Below are 17,736 nucleotides of genomic sequence, written 5' to 3'. Positions count from 1 at the left end.
TATTCCTTCATTCCAGCGTCATTCCAGCGTTCACAGGGGCGGCGGCATCAACGGTGGCGGCGCGCTGAGGAACAAGGGCGCCAGTTCGGGGAACTGGGCCAAGTCGGCCCAGGCCGGCAAGCCGGCGCGCCACACCTTGGTGGTGGCCGGTGCGACCTGTCCCGCCTGCACGTACTGCACGATCTGCTGGGCCGTAAACGGTCCCTGCTGCTGGCCATTAATGCCCAGGAAATACTGGTATTCCACCAGCGGCGGCATGCCGCCCAGCGGTGGCTGCGCCATGCCGAACACGGCCGCCGCCGGGGCAACGGCCGCGCCGGCCGGGCGCAGCAATTGCTCGAGGCGCCCCGCTTCCAGCATTTCCGCCTTGATCGCGTACTTCAGGCGCGGCTGGCCGTCCGCTTCCGGCTCGCGCACTTCCCAGTCATAGGCATCGCTGTCGGAGTCGCCGATGACGTTCGCCCATTCCTTCAGGCGGCCCAGCAGGGTTTGCACCGTGCGGTCGAGCTCGTCGCTGGCCATGCCCTTGCGGCGCGCCGACTCGCGCAGGCGCGCACCCACTTCGGCGGAAATGGCGCTGCCAAAACCGACGTAGGGCAGCTGCGAACCATCGGCCTGCGCCACCAGCTTGGGCGCATACACGGTGCGTTCATAGTATTTTGCCAGCGCCGCCATGGCGGCCGTCTGCACGGCGTCAAGCGCCGTCAATTTTTCCTCGATGCGCAGGGCGATATTTTTCTGGTACGAGGCGGGCATGCCGTTCTGGCGGATGGCCCGCTCGTTGCCGATACGGCGCAAGTCGCCCGGCTCGACGGCAAACTGGTACTGGCCCGGCGGCACGACGCGGCCCGTGTGGCGCGTCAGCACGCCCAGCATGATCGCTTGCAGGAATTCGCCGAAGTCTTCCGCCAGGCGCTTCATCTCGTCCGTGTTCGGTGCGATCGGGTGCGTGAATTGCGTCGGGTCGATATGCGTGTGGGTCGGCGCCTTGTCGTTGTCGCCTTCCTTGCGGTAACTGGTGCGCCAGCCTTCCAGGCCGCGCAGCACCGTCATCGGCACGCCGGCCAGCTCGCAATAGCAGACGGCGCGACCGCGGATGCCCGTTTCGACGATTTCCAGCTGGCTCACCGTGATGCCCACCTGGGTCGGCATGCACGATTCGAGCTCGGCGCCGAACTTCGCCTTGAAGGCGGCCGCGTTGGCCACGCCGATCACGCACTTGAACTGGTCCGACACGACCGTGAAGTCGCCCGCCATATTGGCGTCGATCCACGGCATCGAGCAGGCCAGCAGCTTGCGGAAACGGTCCAGGCGTTCGGACACCTCCATCTGTTCGAGCGCTTCGAACAGCGGGTCGGGCGTGCTCGTCGCCCCTTCCACGAGGCTGGTCGTGGCGATCATGTTTTCGGCCATGCGCGTGACTTTGGCCAGGATCAAGCCTCGCTGCGCCGGTTCGCCCAGCATGGGGAACAGCGCTTTCGAGCCGCCCATGTCCTTGAACGCTTCATCGGCCCACTGGCGCAAGGTGGCCGCCGATGGCAGCGCGATGTCTTTTTCCGTGACGGGAATGACGATCAGGGTCGCGTGTTCCTTGTCCAGGTCCTTTTGCAAAATCGTGTTCGCCGTTTTCAATTCGGCCAGCATGGCCAGCACGCCTTCGCGGCCCGTTTGCAGCTCGCCCACCAGGCCATTCCACTGCGCGCGGCCTTGCGCGTCGACGCCGACACGATTGCCCAGCCAGCGCGACAGTTCGCCCAGCAAAATCACGGACTCGTCCGCCGCCTTGGCGCGCAGATGGAATTTCAGCGCATTCGCCATTTCCGTGCGTAAATGGTCCATCACCACGCCCGCCTGCTTTTCGCCGTTGCTGAGGAAGCCGAAGGTGCTGCGCGTCTGCTCCAGGTTGTTCAGCAGGCGCTCGTATTCGCGCGAACGCACGGCTTCCTTGATTTCGCGGTAGCGCTCGGCATTGTTGCCGATCTGCGCCGTCAGTCCGCTGCCCGGCGCCTCGATGCGATCCTTGATCTGTTCCACCAGCGACAGCACGTATTCGAGGCCGCCGAATTCCTTGTTGTCCAGGTAGCCATACAGCTGGTCGCGCACGACTTTCTTGACGTCTTCCAGCACTTCGCGGCGGCGCTTGCTGATGCGGTCTTCCGTCGTGTCGGCCGTGGAATCCTGGTCGCGCACGGCGTCGCGTTCCAGGTGCTTCATGGCATCGCGCACTTGCGCCGGCCATTCGCTGCGGTCAAAGCCCGTGCGGATATCGTTGATGCGCGTGTTGACGCGGTTTTCCACGCCGGCCAGCAAGTGGCCGTGGCGGTCTTCCAGCAATTCGTCGACGACGCGGAAATCGATGAAGTCGCCGCTGGAGCGCTTCAGTTCGATGCTCTTGTCGGAAAACTCGGGGAAATCGCTGAACGGCGTGCCCTTCAGGAACATATTGGCGGCGAGGAAGTTATCGCGCTGCGTATCCGTGGCCCGGTTGGCGCCCGCATCCGTGCCGCCCACGCCAAAGAACGCTTGCAGCATGGCGCCGGCCCAGCGGTGGGCCCGCTCGTCGCGCGCCGCTTCCTGGCGCGTGTCGAGCACGGCCATGCCGAACGAGGAAAAGCGCTTCGAGAAATACAGCCGCATGTCGCCGAAGCGGTCTTGCGGCACGGGCGCGTTGTACAGCGAGTTTTTGTGCTGCGCCTGGTTGACGGCGATCGAGCGCTTGGCGCGCGCGAAGTCGGCCGAGGCGAAATCCTCGAACAGCGAATCAGCCACCATGTGGTAGACGTCGCTGACATCCTTGGTGTGCTGCTGGGCAAGGTTACCCGAATCGATCAGGTAAACCTCGCTGTAGGGCTCGCGCGTCAGTTCCGGACGGTCGTAGGCATCCCAGCGGCCAACATAACCCTTGTTGCCCATCATCGCCGATTCCAGCTCCATCAGCGCCGCATAGCCGTTAGCCTCGACCCGGTCCTTGTTGGCCTTGGTGTAGCCGGTCGGCAAGAACAACATCAGCTCCACGTCGGCCGCGCCCACTTCGCTGCGCGCCAGCCAGCGCGCCAGCAAGCCCATGTCGAGGAAGGAGCCGGAACCCGTACCACCCGCCACGGAACCGACGATGACGATGCGGAAACGGTTCGTTTCCATGCGCAAACCCAGCTCGGCCAGCTGGCGCTCATGCGACAGGCCCGCCTTCAGGGCTTTCAATTTCAGACGGATCTTGTCGCGGATCTTTGCGTACTTGTCGAAGAAATACAGGCGCGATACGGCGCGGATCTGGCCGGCGCCGCTGCTCATGTCGAAACGCAATTCGCGGATGCGCTGCGGCGTCAACGGCAGCCATTCCTTGATGTGCGGATATTTTTCCAAGGAATCTTCATCACGGCTGTACTTGTCCATGTCGAACGATTCGACCACCTTGTCATCGTCCGTGAACTTCACCTGGTCGAACTGCAAGTCCTTCGCCTGCGACTCGCCGCTTTCGATCACGGCGCCATTGTCGAGGTCGAAATGGATGAATTGCGCGATAGGAAAGTCGGCCAAGCCCTCGATGCGCGTGCGGTTGCCCGCGCCGCCCCACAGGGTGTTGAGTACGCGCCGGCGCACGCGCATCAGCACCTGCATGCCCGTGCCGCCGATGCCGATGAACAGGGTCGGGCGCAGTTCGATGATCTTGTCCTGCTTGCGCTCGCTGGCGCCGCCGGTGATGGTTTGGTTCAGGTTCTCTGCCATGGTGATTCCTTGGATAAAACGTGTTACGGCGTGCTTAGCGGCGGCTGGAAGTAAAGGTCAACAGTAACGCAACCAGGCCCACCAGCACCAGCGGTCCCATGAACAATGGCGCGAGGAATTTATGCGCGTTCACGGCGGCCAGCACGACGCCGGTCGCCAGGCTGGCCAGGAAGATGAACAACCACCAGCCCGAGGCATTGGCCTTGTTCGGCGGCACGCGCTTGGCGACCAGGCCATTCGCATAGGCATTCTTGGCAAAGAAAAAGGCGATGAACAGCAGCAACAGCACGACGCCGCCGATCAGGGTGTCGCGCGACGAGGTGTCGGTCGTGCTGGCGGGGTCGAGCGCGGGCGCAGGTTCGGTCGTGGCCGTGGTGGCGGCTGCGCCGGCAGCAGGTGCATCGGCGGCGGGCGGCGCGGACGCCGGGGCTGGCAAAGTGAAACCTGCGTTGTCTTTGGGAGTGTCTTGCGCCATGGTATGCCTCTGGTGGATTTGACTAATTAAAAAGGAATCTGTGTTCAGGCCAGGCTCAGGGTATGGCCCTCGGCCACGCGCACGACGGCCGGCTTGCCCAGGCCCCGCTTGAGTTCGCCGATGTCGCGGCCGTCATCGTCGCGGATCTGCACGCTTTTAAATGGTTTCAACAACACTTGCCGCTGCACGCCGTCGGCCATCACCTTGTAGCGCGTGGCGCGCGTGCCAAGCAAACCCAGCGCCAGCAAGCCCAGCACGAGCGCCAGCACGCCGCCGAGTATCACCAGCACGGGCAGCAGCGGATACTGGATGCGCACCAGCAGCGGTATCGTTGCCTGCGACGCGCGCACGCTGTCGGGTGGCGTAAACATGCTTGAGATCGGGTCGCCGGGGAACAGTTCCTGCAAATCCTTGCCGAAGCTGGACGCGAGCGCCAGCCGCTGTTCCGACAGCCCCACCTGCGCCTGCATGGGCAGCATCACCTGCTTGCCCATGGCGGCGATCGCCTGCGCCGACCATGGCGACGGGATTTGCGCCATCGGCAGCGCAAACTGTACCTGCACGGACTGGCTGGCGCCCGGCTGCAGCTGGCGGATTTGATCCGGCGCAACGTGCAGGGGCGCGTTCCGGCCAGCCAGGCTGGCGTGCACTTTGGCGCTGTCGATCACGTACGGGAAAAACATGTTTTGCAGGGACGCCTGCAGCACCACTTGCGGCACCAGATTCGCCGCATCGACGTCGAGCACGATGGTGCGCCCGTCGCGGCCCAGGCTGGCGTGCACATTGGCGCTGTTCTTGACGGACTGCGGCACGATGCGCACGGCATCCTGGTCCACCGGTTTCAGGCGCGCGGGCGGGCGCGTCAGCACTTGCGACAGCCGCCCTTCGGCCAGGATGCGGTTCAACGCCTCGGACGCCGGCTGGCCGTAGGCGAGCGCATACACCATCAAGCCCTTGGCGCTGTACAGCTTGCCCTGCACGGGCATACGCAACGGAAACACCACCGTCTTGGTGATCGACGGTTCCAAGTGCAGCAGCCGGTAAAAGTCGCGGTTGCGCTCGGCCGTCTGGCTGTCGTTGTTCGGGCTGTTCTTGTTGTTCGTAAATATCCACACGATGCCGGAAGCGGACTGGAAAGGACCCGTGATGGTCTTCGTGACGGCTTCCTGGAAATCCGTATCGGCCAGCGCGCCGCCGGCGCTCTTGCGCGCCAGGCCCAAGTTCGCCAGCTGGCCCGCCACGCCGGCGCCGCCCTGCCCCTGCCCGATCAGCGAGGGCGACACATTGCTGCCGCTGCTCTGGCTGAAGGCCAGGGTGTAGACTTTATCGGACGGGCTGGTGGCGGCCTGCGCCACGGCGCCCACGAGGGCTTTCAGCTGCGAATGTTCATCCGTGTAAAACGGCTCCATCCAGCCCGAGTTTTGCACGAGAAAGGCTTGCTGGATGCCGGCCGCCTGCACGCCGGCCGCACTGAGCAAAGCGGCGCAGGCCGCGATCAGGATGCGCGCTTTCATGCCTGCAAGGCCCAGCCATCGATGCGCGACAGCAGCGGGTGGTACGCCCACAGCATGCCTTCATGGACAAACAGGCGCACACGCCACGGCTCGCTGACGGCGAACGTGTGGAACACGGTTTCGCGCAATTCGTCGTCCTGCACCAGCTGGGCCGCCAGGCGCTCGTTCGAGCGCAGCACGCTCGACAGGCCGGCGCTGGTGGCGAACTTGACGCCGAAGACGCTGTTGCCAACGCTCGATTCCAGCAGCGGCATGACGGCCTGGTTCTTGCCGCCATCGTCGCCGTGTTCCGGCTCTTCCCACGGCGCCGTTTTCAGCTTGGTGGCGAAGCGGTAATTGAAGCTGCCCGAACACAGGCGCGGCGCCAGCGCGTCGGCCCGTTCGGCCTGCGCGCCCAGTTTCACGTAGACATAGGTGCCGCGGCTGCGCTCGAAGCACAGCTGCCACAGGCCGCCGTCGCGCGACACGTAGGGGCTGCCGAATTCGAAATGCGGCACCAGCCCTTCGGGCCAGGGCGTAAACGACGCAGCCACGTTGCCGTCCGGCTGCAGCTGCAAGCGCAGCTGGCCGTTGGCGCAGGGCCACACGGCCATGCGGTTGTAGGCCACGGGCGCGCTGACGGTGCCCAGGTCGACCACACCGTCGAGCAGTACGTCGCTGCCCGGCTTTTGCGCGGCATCAAGGTTGACGAAGCGGATGCGGCCATCGTCGTCGCGCAGCGGCGCCCACAGGCGGTTCTGGAACCAGACGGGGCTGGCCACGCACGGCGCGCCGCCCACGTGCTCGACCACGTAGGTGAGCGAAGGCACGTCGGGACGGATGCAGGCCAGGCCATGGCTGGTCGGCAAGACCAGCACGCTATTGAACTCCGGCACCAGCTCGGCGCGCCAGGCGCCGTGGGCCAGGTCCGATTCGGCCAGCAGGCTGCCATAGTCGGGGTCCAGCGCCAGCCAGCGTTTCGAAGCGGGCAGCCACGCGTGCAGGACGGCCTTGCGCGGGTCGAGCGCCAGCAGCGCGGGCGCGCTGGTGCCGAACTGGGCGGAAAAGAATTCGTATTCGCCGGGCGGCGGCATGGGTAGCGAGGCATCGGCCTGCGCATGCTCTTCGCGCGCGCGCTGGTCGGCCAGTTTCAGGGGCACGCTGGCCTGGCGCAAGCCGGCAGGGCCGGCCGGCGGCACGTCGCTGACGGGATAAGCGCCGTACGGCGGCACCCACGGCGGCGTGGCGGAAGTGTCGGGCGGCACTTGCAAGGCCGCGCCCGAAGCGGGGTCGAACGAGAATTCGGGCGGAAACTGGCGCACGGGTGCGCCGGCGGCTGCGGGCAGGCGCCGCGCGAGCATCAGCTTGCCGATATCGGCATCGCTCACCAAGGGCGAGACGTTCTGGCCGTCCGCGCTGCGCTGCATGCTCCATGCGCCCTCGTCATCGACGTACCAGGCGCCGGAGGGCAGTGGCCAATCCCCAGAAGTTTTATGATCCATTTATTTTCTATGACAAACGATGCAATCAGACGGTGTAACGTGCTGGGGCTGTCGAAACGAAGTCGCAGCGCTGGCAGTTCTCATAGTAACGTCTTTTTATCTGTATGGAAACATTGACGGCGGCCTTCAGCCCTGCTGCGCCCGCACTTTCGTCAACAGCTTGGTGGTCGAACGGTCGTGCTCGAAATCGATGGCCACGGCCTGGCCGCCATACGCGAGCACGGCACGCCCTTCGGGAATGGCCGCCATATCGTAGTCGCCGCCCTTGGCATAGATTTCCGGCTCGATGTCCTGCACCACTTCCAGGGCGCTGTCTTCCGAGAACGGCACGACCAGGCTCACCGCTTCCAGCGCGGCCAGCACGGCCATGCGGTCTTCGCAATTGTTCAGGGGACGGTCGTCGCCCTTGCCCAGACGTTTCACTGAAGCATCAGTATTCACGGCAACGATCAGCGAAGCGCCCAGCGCGCGCGCCTGCGCCAGATACGTCACGTGGCCGCGGTGCAGGATGTCGAACACGCCGTTGGTCACCACCACCGGTTTCGGCAGCGCTTGCGCGCGGGCGCGCAGTTCGTCGCGGCCGCACAGTTTGTTTTCAAAGTCAGGCATGGATATCTCTTGTTGGGTTAAATACGGTCACGACATGCTCACGTTCAGGCGTGGCTATCGCCTTGGATGCCGCCGCCATCGCGGCGCCAGGCATCGATCAAGGCCAGGATGGCCGGTTCCAGGCCCTCTTCGGCGATGCGATCTTGCCGGTAATAAATCATCAGCGCATACACGCGGGCCAGTCGGCTGACGGGCGGCGACAGCGCATATTCATTGCCGCGCGCCGGTTGCCTGACACGCCAGTAATTGATTGCCGCTTCCAGCGCCTGTATCTGCAATTCCATTGCCCTCTCCCTCCGCCGCCCGGTCCCGCATTATAGGGGGCGATCCGCTACAATACGCCATCGACGCGACAGTTTCACGTTTGCGCCACCTTTCATTCATTGCAAGTAAGTACTTCCTGTGTTTCAATCAAGCTATGACACTGACTGAACTGAAATATATCGTTGCAGTCGCGCGAGCGAAGCACTTCGGCCATGCCGCCGAAGCCTGTTTCGTTGCCCAGCCCACCCTGTCAGTGGCCATCAAAAAACTCGAAGACGAATTGGGCGTCGTCCTGTTCGAACGGGGCGGCGCGGAAATCTCCGTCACCCCTCTGGGCGCGCAGATCATTGCGCAAGCCGAGCGCGTGCTGGAACAGACGGCCGCCATCAAGGAACTCGCCAAGCAAAACAAGGACCCGCTGGCCGGTCCCCTGCGCCTGGGCGTGATCTACACGATCGGCCCCTACCTGCTGCCGCCCCTGGTCAAGGCCATGATAGACCAGGTACCGCAGATGCCCTTGATTTTGCAGGAAAACTTCACGGTACGCCTGCTCGAATTGCTGCGCCAGGGCGAACTGGATGTGGCCATCATGGCCCTGCCCCTGCCCGAACACGGCATGGCCATGCAGGAACTGTACGACGAACCGTTCGTCGTGGCCATGCCGCGCCAGCATCCATGGACGGCGCGCGACAAAATCGCCGCGCAGGATTTGAAATCGGAAACCATGCTACTGCTGGGCAATGGCCACTGTTTCCGCGACCAGGTGCTGGAAGTGTGCCCCGAAATGGCGCGTTTTTCCTCGCCCGGCAACGGCATGCAGCGCACGTTTGAAGGTTCTTCACTGGAAACCATCCGCCACATGGTGGCCAGCGGCATCGGCCTGACCGTCTTGCCGCGCGCCTCCGTCGCCAATATGCACGCCACCGACGGCATGCTCGAATACCGGCCGTTCGCGGAACCCGTGCCATCGCGCCGGGTAGTGATGCTGTGGCGCAAGAGTTTTACGCGCAAGGCGGCCATCGACGCCCTGTGCGCGGCCATCGCCAGCTGCAACTTGCCCGGCATCACCCCCTTGTGCGAAGACGACGACTAGCGCCCCAGGCGCAAAATAGTACATTTACGTACTATTTGCGATAATCGACCTTTCTCTTCAACAAGATCGAGTCTTCCATGAACAAGCTGGCGCTGTATTTCCGCCTGATACGGCTGGACAAGCCTATCGGTACCGTATTGCTGCTGTGGCCTACCCTGTGCGCGCTGTGGCTGGCGCAGCAGGGCGTGCCGGACTGGCGGCTGCTGCTCATCTTTACTCTCGGCACTTTCCTGATGCGCTCGGCCGGCTGCGCCATCAACGACTACGCCGACCAGGATATCGACAAATTCGTCAAGCGCACGGCGGAGCGCCCCATCACCAGCGGACGCATCAGTGGCAAGGAAGCGCTGGCCGTGGCCGGCGTGCTCACCGTGCTGGCCTTTTGCCTGATCCTGCCCCTGAATGCGCTGACCAAGCAACTGTCCGTGGCGGCCGTCATCATCGCCGGCACCTATCCCTACTTCAAGCGCTTCTTTGCCATTCCGCAAGCGTATCTCGGCATCGCCTTCGGCTTCGGCATCCCCATGGGCTTTGCCGCCATCACGGATGCCGTGCCCGTCGTCGCCTGGCTGCTGCTGCTGGGAAATGTCTTCTGGGCCGTGGCCTACGATACGGAATACGCGATGGTCGACCGCGACGACGATTTAAAAATCGGCATCAAGACGTCGGCCATCACCTTCGGCCGCTACGACGTGGCCATCGTCATGTTCTGCTATGCCGTTTTCCTGCTGCTGTGGCTCGCATGCGGCTGGTACCTGGGCTTGCGTTATTGGTTCGTCGCGGGGCTGGTGGTGGCGGCCGGCTGCGCCGTTTACCACTACACCCTGATCCGCGCACGCGAGCGTATGCCGTGTTTTGCGGCATTCCGGCATAATAACTGGCTAGGAGCAGCGGTGTTTGCAGGCGTCGTACTGGACTTTGCTTTCCGTTAAGCAATACCCCTTGCGCCGCGGTAGCCCTTGAGGCGGCGCAAGACAGCCTGGCCGCAGCTGCCTACACTGGTATTTCACTGTGCAGTTTCACTTCCAAGAGGTAATACATGAGCTCGATACATACCGGAAAATCCAGCAACGACAGCATCCTCGCCGACGCCGACAAGGCGCGCGACAAACTGGTCGGCGACTTGAAGAACGTCATCGACGAAGCGGAAGGCTGGCTCGATGGCGCCAAGGATCAGACGGGCGAGAATGTCAAAGCCGTCAAGGACAAGTTCATCGCCACCCTGGAAACGGCCAAGAAAGACTTGATCAAGCTGGAAGAAGATTTGCTCGAACGTACCAAGAAGGCGGCCAAGGCCACCGACGAATACGTGCAGGACAATCCATGGAAAGCCGTGGGCGCGGGCGCCGTCGTGGGTGTGCTGTTCGGCCTGCTGCTTTCCTCGTCACGCCGCTAGTTAGTACCGACGCAGCACCGACGGCATAGGCCGTCTCCTGACGCGAAAGGCAGCATATGGCTATCGTGCACCATGTCGCCCAAGTCGCAGCGACCCTCGCCGCCATCGTCCAGACCCGTCTGGCCCTGGCGGCCGTGGAAATGGAAGAAGAGTCGCTGCGCTTCCTGTCCTATCTGGCGCTGGCCATGCTGGCACTGCTGTGCCTGTTCGTCGGCCTCGTATTGATCGTGTTCCTCGTCATCGTATTATTTTGGGATACGCACCGCATCGCCGCCATCGCCATCACGGCCGCCGTCTTCATCGTCGCCGCCATCGCTACCCTGCTGGGCGTGCGCGCCAGTTTCCGCAGCAAGCCGAAACTGCTGTCCTTCACACTTTCCGAACTGAACAAAGACTTGGACGAGCTGCAACTGCTGGCCCGCCGGGGATCGGAGCGGCCATGACCACGCATCCCACCAAACTGTCGCATGTGCATACGGCCGCCAGCCTGGCGCAGCGGCGCGATGCGCTGCTGGCCGAATGCGCGCTGCAGCGCCTGGCCCTGGGCGTGCAGACGCGGCAATTGCTGGAACCGCTCACGGGCGGCAATCTGCGCCACACCCTGGCCACGCGCTTCAAAATTCCCCTGATGATAGGGGGCGCCGTGCTGGGCCTCGTGCTCGTGCGTCCGCGCCGTTTCCTGCCGCTGCTGCGGGCTAGCGGCGCGCTGCTCAAGCACGCCACCACCGCCATGCCCGTCGTGCTGGCACTGGCGCAGCGTTTCAGCAAGAAAGAAACGCCGGAATAAATTATTTTTTTCCTGGCTGCATCCAAATGGCAAACCCCTGCGTAGTAATGATATCAACCAGCCGGTTGAGCCAACTACCAGGAGTCCGCCATGCATGCCATCATCGCCCCACGCCATACCGCCCCTTCCCTCACCGTGCTGTGTGCCGCCCTGCTGCTGAGCGCCTGCGCTCCCATGAGCGCGCGCTATTCGCAGGAGCAATTGCCCAACGCCGTGAAAGTGCCCGATGGCCACCAGGTGGCCATGCAGACGGTAGGCGTGGGCAAGATCGCCTACGAATGCAAGGCCAAGAAAGACATGACGGGCCATGAATGGGTCTTCGTGGGACCGGACGCGGCCTTGAACGACCGCAGCGGCATGCAGGTCGGCACCTACGTCGGCCCACCTGCCACCTGGGCCAACCTGGATGGCTCGAAGGTGACGGCGACGCAAGTGGCCGTGGCGCCGGCCGGCACGGGCAACATCCCGTATCAACTGGTAAAAGCCAACCCGGCCACGGGCAGCGGCGCCATGCAGGGCGTCAGCTACATCCAGCGCGTGGCCACCAGCGGTGGCGTGGCGCCAAGCAGCCCCTGCGGCATGGAATCCATCGGCGCCAAACAATGGGTGCCCTACCAGGCTGACTACATCTTCTGGAAAGCAGCATAACAGCGTTAAATTGACGGTTGGCAAGCTGGATTCTGGCCTATACTCGGCATTGAAAACTTGCTAACCGTTAAACCTTGACGATTGCGCCAACCTTGCCAACGCCAGCCGCCCCTTACGATTACGATGCCGCCCTGCGCGCCTGCGCCAGGGGCGAGCAGCAGGCATTGCATGGCCTGTACCAGCAGGAAAGCCGCTACCTGCTGGGCGTGGCCCTGCGCATCGTGCGCCAGCGGGCTCTGGCCGAAGATGTGCTGCACGACGCCTTCCTGAACATCTGGCGCCGCGCCGGCAGTTTCGACGCCACGCGCGGCAGCGGCAAGGGCTGGATCTATGTGGTGGTGCGGCACCAGGCGCTGGACGTGGTGCGTGCCCGCGCCCATGAACTGTCAGCCGACGAGGATACCGTGGAAACCCTGCTGCACGAACGACTAGGCCATGATACGGGCGAGGCCTATGCCGACCAGGCGGACCTGGGCAAGCTGCATGATTGCCTCGGCCACCTGGATGAAGGCAAACGCAACAGCATCCTGTACGCCTATGTCGATGGCTGTTCCCATAGCGAAATCGCGCAGCGCCTGCAAGCGCCGCTGGGAACCGTCAAGGCCTGGGTCAAGCGGGGCCTGGCCGCCTTGCGGGAGTGCATGCAATGATCGACAGCGACGAAGAACTGCAAAGACTGGCCGGCGAATACGTGCTGGGCACATTGGCGCTGGCCGAACGCGCGGCAGTGGAACAGCGTTTGCCACGCGAGCCCGCCTTGCGCGACGCCGTCGACGCCTGGGAACAACGTCTGCTGCCATTGACAACCCTGGCGCCGCCCGAAGCGCCGTCCGCCCAGCTGTGGCCGCGCATCAGCGCCAGCCTGTTCACGCCGAAAGCCGTGCGGCAGGCGGGCGGCTGGCAGGCGTGGTGGAACAGCCTGGCCTTCTGGAGACTGCTGGCCGGCGGCGGCCTGGCGGCCACGGCCGCGCTGGCCGTGCTGGCCACGACGCAACTGCAAGCGCCAGCCGGACCCGGCTACCTGGTGGTGCTGGTGGCGCCGCAGGATAAATCGCCGGGCTGGATCGTACAGGCGGGCGGACGCGGCGGCAAAAACCGCGACCTGAGCCTGATCCCGCTGGGGCCGACTGCCGTGCCGCAGCAAAAGGCCCTGCAATTCTGGACCAAGGGCAAGGACTGGGGCGCCCCCGTCTCGCTGGGCCTCGTCACGCCGGGGCAAAGCCTCAAGTTGACGTTGGACAAGCTGCCGCCGCTGCAGCCCGATCAACTGTTTGAAATCACGCTGGAGCCGCAAACAGGCTCGCCGACAGGCAGGCCGACTGGGCCGATCCTGTATATCGGCCGCGCCGTCAAAGTCATCTGATTACTTGGCAAGCTCGTCGCCCATCTCGCGCCCCCGCTCGGCGGCCGCCTTGATGCCCTTGACGATGGCCGCCTTCACGCCGCTCTCTTCCATGCTGGTCAGGGCCGCGTAGGTCGTGCCGCCTTTCGACGTGACCCTCTCGCGCAGCAAGGACACGGGTTCGCTGGAGTTCGCCGCCAGCTGCGCCGCGCCCGTGAACGTGGCAATCGCCAGTTGCGTGCCCTGCTCGGGCGTGAGCCCCAGTTCGGCGGCCGCCTGCTGCATCGCTTCGATAAAGTAAAACACATAGGCGGGACCGCTGCCGGACACGGCCGTGACGGGATCGATCTTGGCTTCGTCGTCGAGCCAGACCGTCTGGCCGACGGCGCGCAGGATGGCGTCCGCCGTCTTTTTCTGTTCTTCGCTCACGCCGCTGCTGGCCACCATGCCCGTGATGCCCATGCCGATCAGGGCTGGCGTATTCGGCATGCAGCGCACGATGGCGGGATAGTCGCCGAGCCAGCGCGACAGGTCGGCCGCGCGGATGCCGGCCGCGATCGACAGGATCAACGGCGCCCGCTCCCCGTCGAGGAAGGGCAGCAATTGCGCCGCCACTTCACGCATGCTTTGCGGTTTCACGGCCAGCACGATCACGTCCACGCCGCGCAATGCGTCACCGGCGGCAGTCGCCGTCGTGACGCCGAATTGCGCCTGCAGTTTTTCCAGCGCGGGCGCATGGGGGTCGATCACGTGGATGTTGCCGCCCAGGGTCAGCTTGCCGGCCAGGCCGGCGATCAGGGCCGCGGCCATGTTGCCGCCGCCCACAAAGGCGATATTCAATTCTGTCGTCATGCTTGTTCTCTCTTCATCAGGAATAGTTGCGGGAACCGAAGATGGCGCTGCCCACGCGCACGATGGTGGCGCCTTCGAGCACGGCGGCGCGCAAGTCGGCCGACATGCCCATCGACAAGGTGTCGAGCGCCAGCCCTTCGGCCTTCAATTGTTCGTACAGCGCGCGCAGCTGCGCAAAGGCAACGCGCTGAAGCGCGAGCTCCGTTTCCGGCTCGGGGATGGCCATCAGGCCGCGCAAACGCAAACGCGGCAGCTGCGCCACGGCATGCGCCAGGGCAGGCAATTCGGCTGGCGTCACGCCGCTCTTGCTGGCTTCGCCGCTGATATTGACTTGCAGGCAGATATTCAGGTCCGGCAAGCCGGCCGGGCGCTGCTCGGACAGGCGCGCGGCAATCTTTTCCCGCGCCACCGTATGCACCCAGTCGAAGTGCTCGGCGATGGGGCGCGTCTTGTTGCTCTGGATGGGGCCGATGAAATGCCAGACGGGTGCGCCTTGCGGCTGCGCAAGCTTGACGGCGGCGATCTTGTCGAGCGCCTCCTGCAGATAATTTTCGCCGAACGCCGCCTGGCCCGCGCGCATGGCGTCCAGCACGGCGTCCGCGCCGAAGGTTTTCGAGACGGCCAGCAGGGTCACGTCTTCGGGCGTGCGTTGCGCCTCCAGCGCCGCTTGCGCGATTGCGTCGCGGACGGCTTGCAAGTTCAGTTCGATTGTGGACATAATCATTTTCTAGTGGATACGGGGCACGGCCGCTTCAGGCAGCCCATCAATGCAGGCACAGGGATTATAAATGGACATCTCCGAACTACTCGCTTTCTCCGTCAGCAACAAGGCTTCCGACTTGCACCTGTCTTCCGGCCTGCCGCCGATGATACGGGTCAATGGCGACGTGCGCCGCCTGAACGTGGCGCCGCTCGAGCACAAGGAAGTGCACAGCATGATCTACGACATCATGAACGACAGCCAGCGCAAGGCGTATGAGGAAGCGCTGGAATGCGATTTCTCGTTCGAAATTCCCGGCCTGGCCCGCTTCCGCGTCAACGCCTACAACCAGGAACGGGGTGCCTCGGCCGTGCTGCGCACGATTCCCTCGAAAGTGCTGACCCTGGAAGACCTGAACGCGCCGCGCATCTTCGGCGAGCTGGCCATGCGTCCACGGGGCCTCGTGCTGGTGACGGGCCCGACGGGTTCGGGCAAGTCGACCACCCTGGCGGCGATGGTGAACCACGTCAACGAGCGCCTGAACCACCATATTCTGACCATCGAAGACCCGATCGAATTCGTGCATGAACCGAAAAAATGCCTGATCAACCAGCGCGAGGTGGGTTCGCACACGCATTCGTTCAGCAACGCGCTGCGCTCGGCCCTGCGCGAAGACCCGGACGTGATTTTAGTGGGCGAATTGCGCGACCTGGAAACCATCCGCCTGGCGCTGACGGCGGCTGAAACGGGCCACCTCGTGTTCGGCACCCTGCACACCTCGTCGGCGGCGAAATCGATCGACCGCATCATCGACGTCTTCCCCGCCGAGGAAAAGGAAATGGTGCGCGCCATGCTGTCCGAATCCTTGCAAGCCGTCATTTCGCAGAACCTGCTCAAAACCAGGGATGGCATGGGCCGCGTGGCCGCGCATGAAATCATGCTGGCCACGCCGGCCGTGCGCAACCTGATCCGCGAAGCGAAAGTGGCGCAAATGTATTCGGCCATCCAGACGGGCAGCAACGTGGGCATGCAGACCCTGGACCAGTGCCTGGCCGACCTCGTGCGTCGCGGCACGATCTCGGCGGAAACGGCCCGCTCGGCCGCCAAGTCGCCTGAAAACTTCCCCGGATAAGCGCATGCAGACGAACCACGAACACTATGGCGCCATGCACGCGCTGCTGGCGCACATGCACGCACGGGGCGGCTCCGACCTGTTCATCACGGCCGGCTTTCCGCCCGCCATCAAGCTCGACGGCAAGCTGACGCCGCTGGCGGGCGGCGCGCTCGACGCGCAGCAGGCGGCCGGCTACGTGCGCGCCGTCATGAACGAACGCCAGGCGGCCGAGTTCGCGTCCAGCCGCGAAGCCAATTTCGCCATCAGCCCGGAGGGCCTCGGGCGCTTCCGCGTGTCCGCCTTCGTGCAGATGGGCCAGGCAGGCATGGTCTTGCGCTTGATCAATACCGCCATTCCCACCCTCGATGGGCTCGGCTTACCGGCCATCCTGCAAGACATCGTCATGAGCAAGCGCGGCCTCGTCATCATGGTGGGCGCCACGGGCTGCGGCAAGTCGACCACGCTGGCGGCCATGGTGGGCCACCGCAACGCACACAGCCATGGCCACATCATCACCATCGAAGACCCCGTGGAATTCATCCATCCGCACGGCAACTGCATCGTTACCCAGCGCGAAGTGGGCGTCGATACGGACGACTGGGCCACGGCCCTGAAAAACACCCTGCGCCAGGCGCCCGACGTGATCCAGATCGGCGAAATCCGCGACCGCGACACGATGGACCATGCCATCGCCTTTGCCGAGACGGGCCATCTGTGCCTGGCCACCTTGCACGCGAACAACGCCAACCAGGCACTGGACCGCATCATCAATTTCTTCCCCGAAGAGCGGCGCCAGCAGTTGCTGATGGACCTGTCGCTGAATTTGAAAGGCATGATTTCGCAGCGGCTGATTCCCAACAAGGACGGCGGCGGACGCAAGGCGGCGCTGGAAATCCTGCTCAATTCGCCGCTGATGAGCGACCTGATCTTCAAGGGCCAGGTGCACGAAATCAAGGAATTGATGAAAAAATCGCGCGAACACGGCATGCAGACTTTCGACCAGGCCCTGTTCGACCTGCACGAGGCGGGCGCCATCAGCTATGAAGACGCGCTGCGCAACGCGGACTCCGTCAACGACCTGCGCCTGACGATCAAGCTCAAGGGCGCAACGGCGCCGGAACCCGCCCCGCAAACGGGCACCACCAAACTGGGACTCCTCTGACATGACCAGCATCCACGATTTCCAGGCCGAGGCACTGGATGGCACGCCCATCGACCTGGCGCGCTACAAGGGCAAGGTATTGTTGGTCGTCAACACGGCCAGCGCCTGCGGCTTCACGCCGCAATACCAAGGGCTCGAAGCGCTGTACCGCGAATTCCACGACCAGGGCCTGGTCGTGCTGGGCTTTCCCTGCAATCAATTCCGCCAGCAGGAACCGAGCTCGAATGCGGAAATCGGCGCCTTTTGCGAGAAAAACTTTGGCGTCACCTTTCCCCTGTTTGCCAAGATCGACGTGAATGGCCCGCATACCCATCCCCTGTTTGCGCAATTAAAACAGGCGGCGCCCGGCATATTGGGCACGCAGTCGATCAAATGGAATTTCACCAAATTTTTGGTGCGCAAGGATGGCAGCGTATTTCGCCGCTACGCGACGGCCAGCAAACCGGCCAGCCTGGCAGCCGACATCCGGCAATTACTACTGGAGTAGCAATTCAACGGTCTGATTAAAAACAATAATTGCTGAAATCAATCAATCCGCACTTATTTCATGCCTGACATCAATATTGTGTTTCC

19 protein-coding genes are annotated in these 17,736 nt (G+C 63.7%); 11 read left to right on the top strand and 8 right to left on the bottom strand.

All coding sequences use genetic code 11. The features are described 5' to 3' along the window. Positions 1-30: 30 nt before the first annotated feature. From CLU90_RS22585 to CLU90_RS22560, 6 genes are all read right to left on the bottom strand, one after another. Positions 31-3,726: a tubulin-like doman-containing protein gene (locus tag CLU90_RS22585; RefSeq protein ID WP_100428953.1), complete on the bottom strand. Its 3,696-nt coding sequence runs from the start codon at positions 3,724-3,726 to the stop codon at positions 31-33. A 34-nt stretch (positions 3,727-3,760) separates the two neighbouring features. Next, positions 3,761-4,201, bottom strand: a complete 441-nt coding sequence (locus tag CLU90_RS22580) for a hypothetical protein (protein ID WP_092716927.1) — start codon at positions 4,199-4,201, stop codon at positions 3,761-3,763. 44 nt (positions 4,202-4,245) lie between these two features. Beyond that, a complete protein-coding gene (locus CLU90_RS22575; RefSeq protein WP_100428952.1) occupies positions 4,246-5,715 on the bottom strand; it encodes a hypothetical protein in 1,470 nt (489 codons plus the stop codon). After that, a complete protein-coding gene (locus tag CLU90_RS22570; protein ID WP_157808881.1) occupies positions 5,712-7,196 on the bottom strand; it encodes a hypothetical protein in 1,485 nt (494 codons plus the stop codon). Before CLU90_RS22570 ends, CLU90_RS22575 begins: the two co-directional genes overlap by 4 nt. Before the next feature lie 126 nt (positions 7,197-7,322). Further along, a complete protein-coding gene (rfaE2, locus tag CLU90_RS22565) occupies positions 7,323-7,805 on the bottom strand; it encodes a D-glycero-beta-D-manno-heptose 1-phosphate adenylyltransferase (RefSeq protein WP_092716921.1) in 483 nt (160 codons plus the stop codon). A gap of 44 nt (positions 7,806-7,849) precedes the next feature. Then, entirely contained in the window at positions 7,850-8,089 is a 240-nt protein-coding gene (locus CLU90_RS22560) for a DUF3717 domain-containing protein (RefSeq protein WP_100428950.1), read from the bottom strand. A gap of 134 nt (positions 8,090-8,223) precedes the next feature. Between CLU90_RS22560 and CLU90_RS22555 the strand changes: the two genes are divergently transcribed. The 8 genes from CLU90_RS22555 (at position 8,224) to CLU90_RS22520 (ending at position 13,356) form a co-directional block, all read left to right on the top strand. After that, positions 8,224-9,162, top strand: a complete 939-nt coding sequence (locus tag CLU90_RS22555) for a hydrogen peroxide-inducible genes activator (protein ID WP_092716917.1) — start codon at positions 8,224-8,226, stop codon at positions 9,160-9,162. Between the two features lie 77 nt (positions 9,163-9,239). Continuing rightward, positions 9,240-10,094 (top strand): 4-hydroxybenzoate octaprenyltransferase, encoded by an 855-nt coding sequence (gene ubiA / locus CLU90_RS22550; RefSeq protein ID WP_035824713.1) that lies wholly within the window; start codon positions 9,240-9,242, stop codon positions 10,092-10,094. 107 nt (positions 10,095-10,201) lie between these two features. Beyond that, the gene (locus CLU90_RS22545) at positions 10,202-10,558 is read left to right on the top strand and encodes a glycine zipper domain-containing protein (protein WP_092716915.1); all 357 of its coding nucleotides are present in this window, start codon (positions 10,202-10,204) and stop codon (positions 10,556-10,558) included. A gap of 56 nt (positions 10,559-10,614) precedes the next feature. Next, complete coding sequence (locus CLU90_RS22540; RefSeq protein ID WP_046683403.1) at positions 10,615-11,001, top strand: phage holin family protein; 387 nt, start codon at positions 10,615-10,617, stop codon at positions 10,999-11,001. Beyond that, positions 10,998-11,345: a hypothetical protein gene (locus CLU90_RS22535; protein ID WP_092716910.1), complete on the top strand. Its 348-nt coding sequence runs from the start codon at positions 10,998-11,000 to the stop codon at positions 11,343-11,345. The genes CLU90_RS22540 and CLU90_RS22535 overlap by 4 nt, the downstream gene beginning before the upstream one ends. A 90-nt stretch (positions 11,346-11,435) precedes the next feature. Further along, complete coding sequence (locus CLU90_RS22530) at positions 11,436-11,993, top strand: DUF3455 domain-containing protein (protein ID WP_100428949.1); 558 nt, start codon at positions 11,436-11,438, stop codon at positions 11,991-11,993. Between the two features lie 74 nt (positions 11,994-12,067). Continuing rightward, positions 12,068-12,643 (top strand): sigma-70 family RNA polymerase sigma factor, encoded by a 576-nt coding sequence (locus CLU90_RS22525; protein WP_232731300.1) that lies wholly within the window; start codon positions 12,068-12,070, stop codon positions 12,641-12,643. Further along, positions 12,640-13,356: an anti-sigma factor gene (locus tag CLU90_RS22520; RefSeq protein WP_100428948.1), complete on the top strand. Its 717-nt coding sequence runs from the start codon at positions 12,640-12,642 to the stop codon at positions 13,354-13,356. Before CLU90_RS22525 ends, CLU90_RS22520 begins: the two co-directional genes overlap by 4 nt. Here CLU90_RS22520 and proC read toward each other — a convergent pair whose 3' ends face one another. Next, positions 13,357-14,187 carry a pyrroline-5-carboxylate reductase gene (proC, locus tag CLU90_RS22515; RefSeq protein WP_100428947.1) on the bottom strand — a complete coding sequence of 277 codons (831 nt, stop codon included), beginning with the start codon at positions 14,185-14,187 and terminating at the stop codon, positions 13,357-13,359. It lies immediately after the preceding gene. Positions 14,188-14,203: 16 nt separating this feature from the next. Next, on the bottom strand, positions 14,204-14,905 hold the full coding sequence (locus CLU90_RS22510) for a YggS family pyridoxal phosphate-dependent enzyme (protein WP_100428946.1): 702 nt from the start codon (positions 14,903-14,905) through the stop codon (positions 14,204-14,206). A 70-nt stretch (positions 14,906-14,975) separates the two neighbouring features. On the opposite strand from CLU90_RS22510, the gene CLU90_RS22505 reads away from it, so the two are divergent. The 3 genes from CLU90_RS22505 to CLU90_RS22495 are packed head-to-tail and all read left to right on the top strand — an operon-like array spanning position 14,976 to position 17,650. Next, positions 14,976-16,019, top strand: a complete 1,044-nt coding sequence (locus CLU90_RS22505) for a type IV pilus twitching motility protein PilT (RefSeq protein WP_092716900.1) — start codon at positions 14,976-14,978, stop codon at positions 16,017-16,019. A 4-nt stretch (positions 16,020-16,023) separates the two neighbouring features. After that, the gene (locus tag CLU90_RS22500; protein ID WP_175539389.1) at positions 16,024-17,163 is read left to right on the top strand and encodes a PilT/PilU family type 4a pilus ATPase; all 1,140 of its coding nucleotides are present in this window, start codon (positions 16,024-16,026) and stop codon (positions 17,161-17,163) included. Between the two features lies 1 nt (position 17,164). Further along, the gene (locus tag CLU90_RS22495) at positions 17,165-17,650 is read left to right on the top strand and encodes a glutathione peroxidase (protein WP_092716898.1); all 486 of its coding nucleotides are present in this window, start codon (positions 17,165-17,167) and stop codon (positions 17,648-17,650) included. Positions 17,651-17,736 lie beyond the last annotated feature (86 nt).

It is taken from the genome of Janthinobacterium sp. 67 (genome assembly GCF_002797895.1).
In the GTDB taxonomy this organism is placed as follows: domain Bacteria; phylum Pseudomonadota; class Gammaproteobacteria; order Burkholderiales; family Burkholderiaceae_D; genus Janthinobacterium.
Note: the sequence above shows the minus strand (reverse complement) of the source record. Positions and strands in the feature narration are given on the sequence as shown.

Coding starts and splice junctions, on each gene's coding strand:
- CLU90_RS22585 (WP_100428953.1), bottom strand. CDS start 3,726: ATGGCAGAGAACCTGAACCAAACCATCACCGGCGGCGCCAGCGAGCGC.
- CLU90_RS22580 (WP_092716927.1), bottom strand. CDS start 4,201: ATGGCGCAAGACACTCCCAAAGACAACGCAGGTTTCACTTTGCCAGCC.
- CLU90_RS22575 (WP_100428952.1), bottom strand. CDS start 5,715: ATGAAAGCGCGCATCCTGATCGCGGCCTGCGCCGCTTTGCTCAGTGCG.
- CLU90_RS22570 (WP_157808881.1), bottom strand. CDS start 7,196: ATGGATCATAAAACTTCTGGGGATTGGCCACTGCCCTCCGGCGCCTGG.
- rfaE2 (WP_092716921.1), bottom strand. CDS start 7,805: ATGCCTGACTTTGAAAACAAACTGTGCGGCCGCGACGAACTGCGCGCC.
- CLU90_RS22560 (WP_100428950.1), bottom strand. CDS start 8,089: ATGGAATTGCAGATACAGGCGCTGGAAGCGGCAATCAATTACTGGCGT.
- CLU90_RS22555 (WP_092716917.1), top strand. CDS start 8,224: ATGACACTGACTGAACTGAAATATATCGTTGCAGTCGCGCGAGCGAAG.
- ubiA (WP_035824713.1), top strand. CDS start 9,240: ATGAACAAGCTGGCGCTGTATTTCCGCCTGATACGGCTGGACAAGCCT.
- CLU90_RS22545 (WP_092716915.1), top strand. CDS start 10,202: ATGAGCTCGATACATACCGGAAAATCCAGCAACGACAGCATCCTCGCC.
- CLU90_RS22540 (WP_046683403.1), top strand. CDS start 10,615: ATGGCTATCGTGCACCATGTCGCCCAAGTCGCAGCGACCCTCGCCGCC.
- CLU90_RS22535 (WP_092716910.1), top strand. CDS start 10,998: ATGACCACGCATCCCACCAAACTGTCGCATGTGCATACGGCCGCCAGC.
- CLU90_RS22530 (WP_100428949.1), top strand. CDS start 11,436: ATGCATGCCATCATCGCCCCACGCCATACCGCCCCTTCCCTCACCGTG.
- CLU90_RS22520 (WP_100428948.1), top strand. CDS start 12,640: ATGATCGACAGCGACGAAGAACTGCAAAGACTGGCCGGCGAATACGTG.
- proC (WP_100428947.1), bottom strand. CDS start 14,187: ATGACGACAGAATTGAATATCGCCTTTGTGGGCGGCGGCAACATGGCC.
- CLU90_RS22510 (WP_100428946.1), bottom strand. CDS start 14,905: ATGTCCACAATCGAACTGAACTTGCAAGCCGTCCGCGACGCAATCGCG.
- CLU90_RS22505 (WP_092716900.1), top strand. CDS start 14,976: ATGGACATCTCCGAACTACTCGCTTTCTCCGTCAGCAACAAGGCTTCC.
- CLU90_RS22500 (WP_175539389.1), top strand. CDS start 16,024: ATGCAGACGAACCACGAACACTATGGCGCCATGCACGCGCTGCTGGCG.
- CLU90_RS22495 (WP_092716898.1), top strand. CDS start 17,165: ATGACCAGCATCCACGATTTCCAGGCCGAGGCACTGGATGGCACGCCC.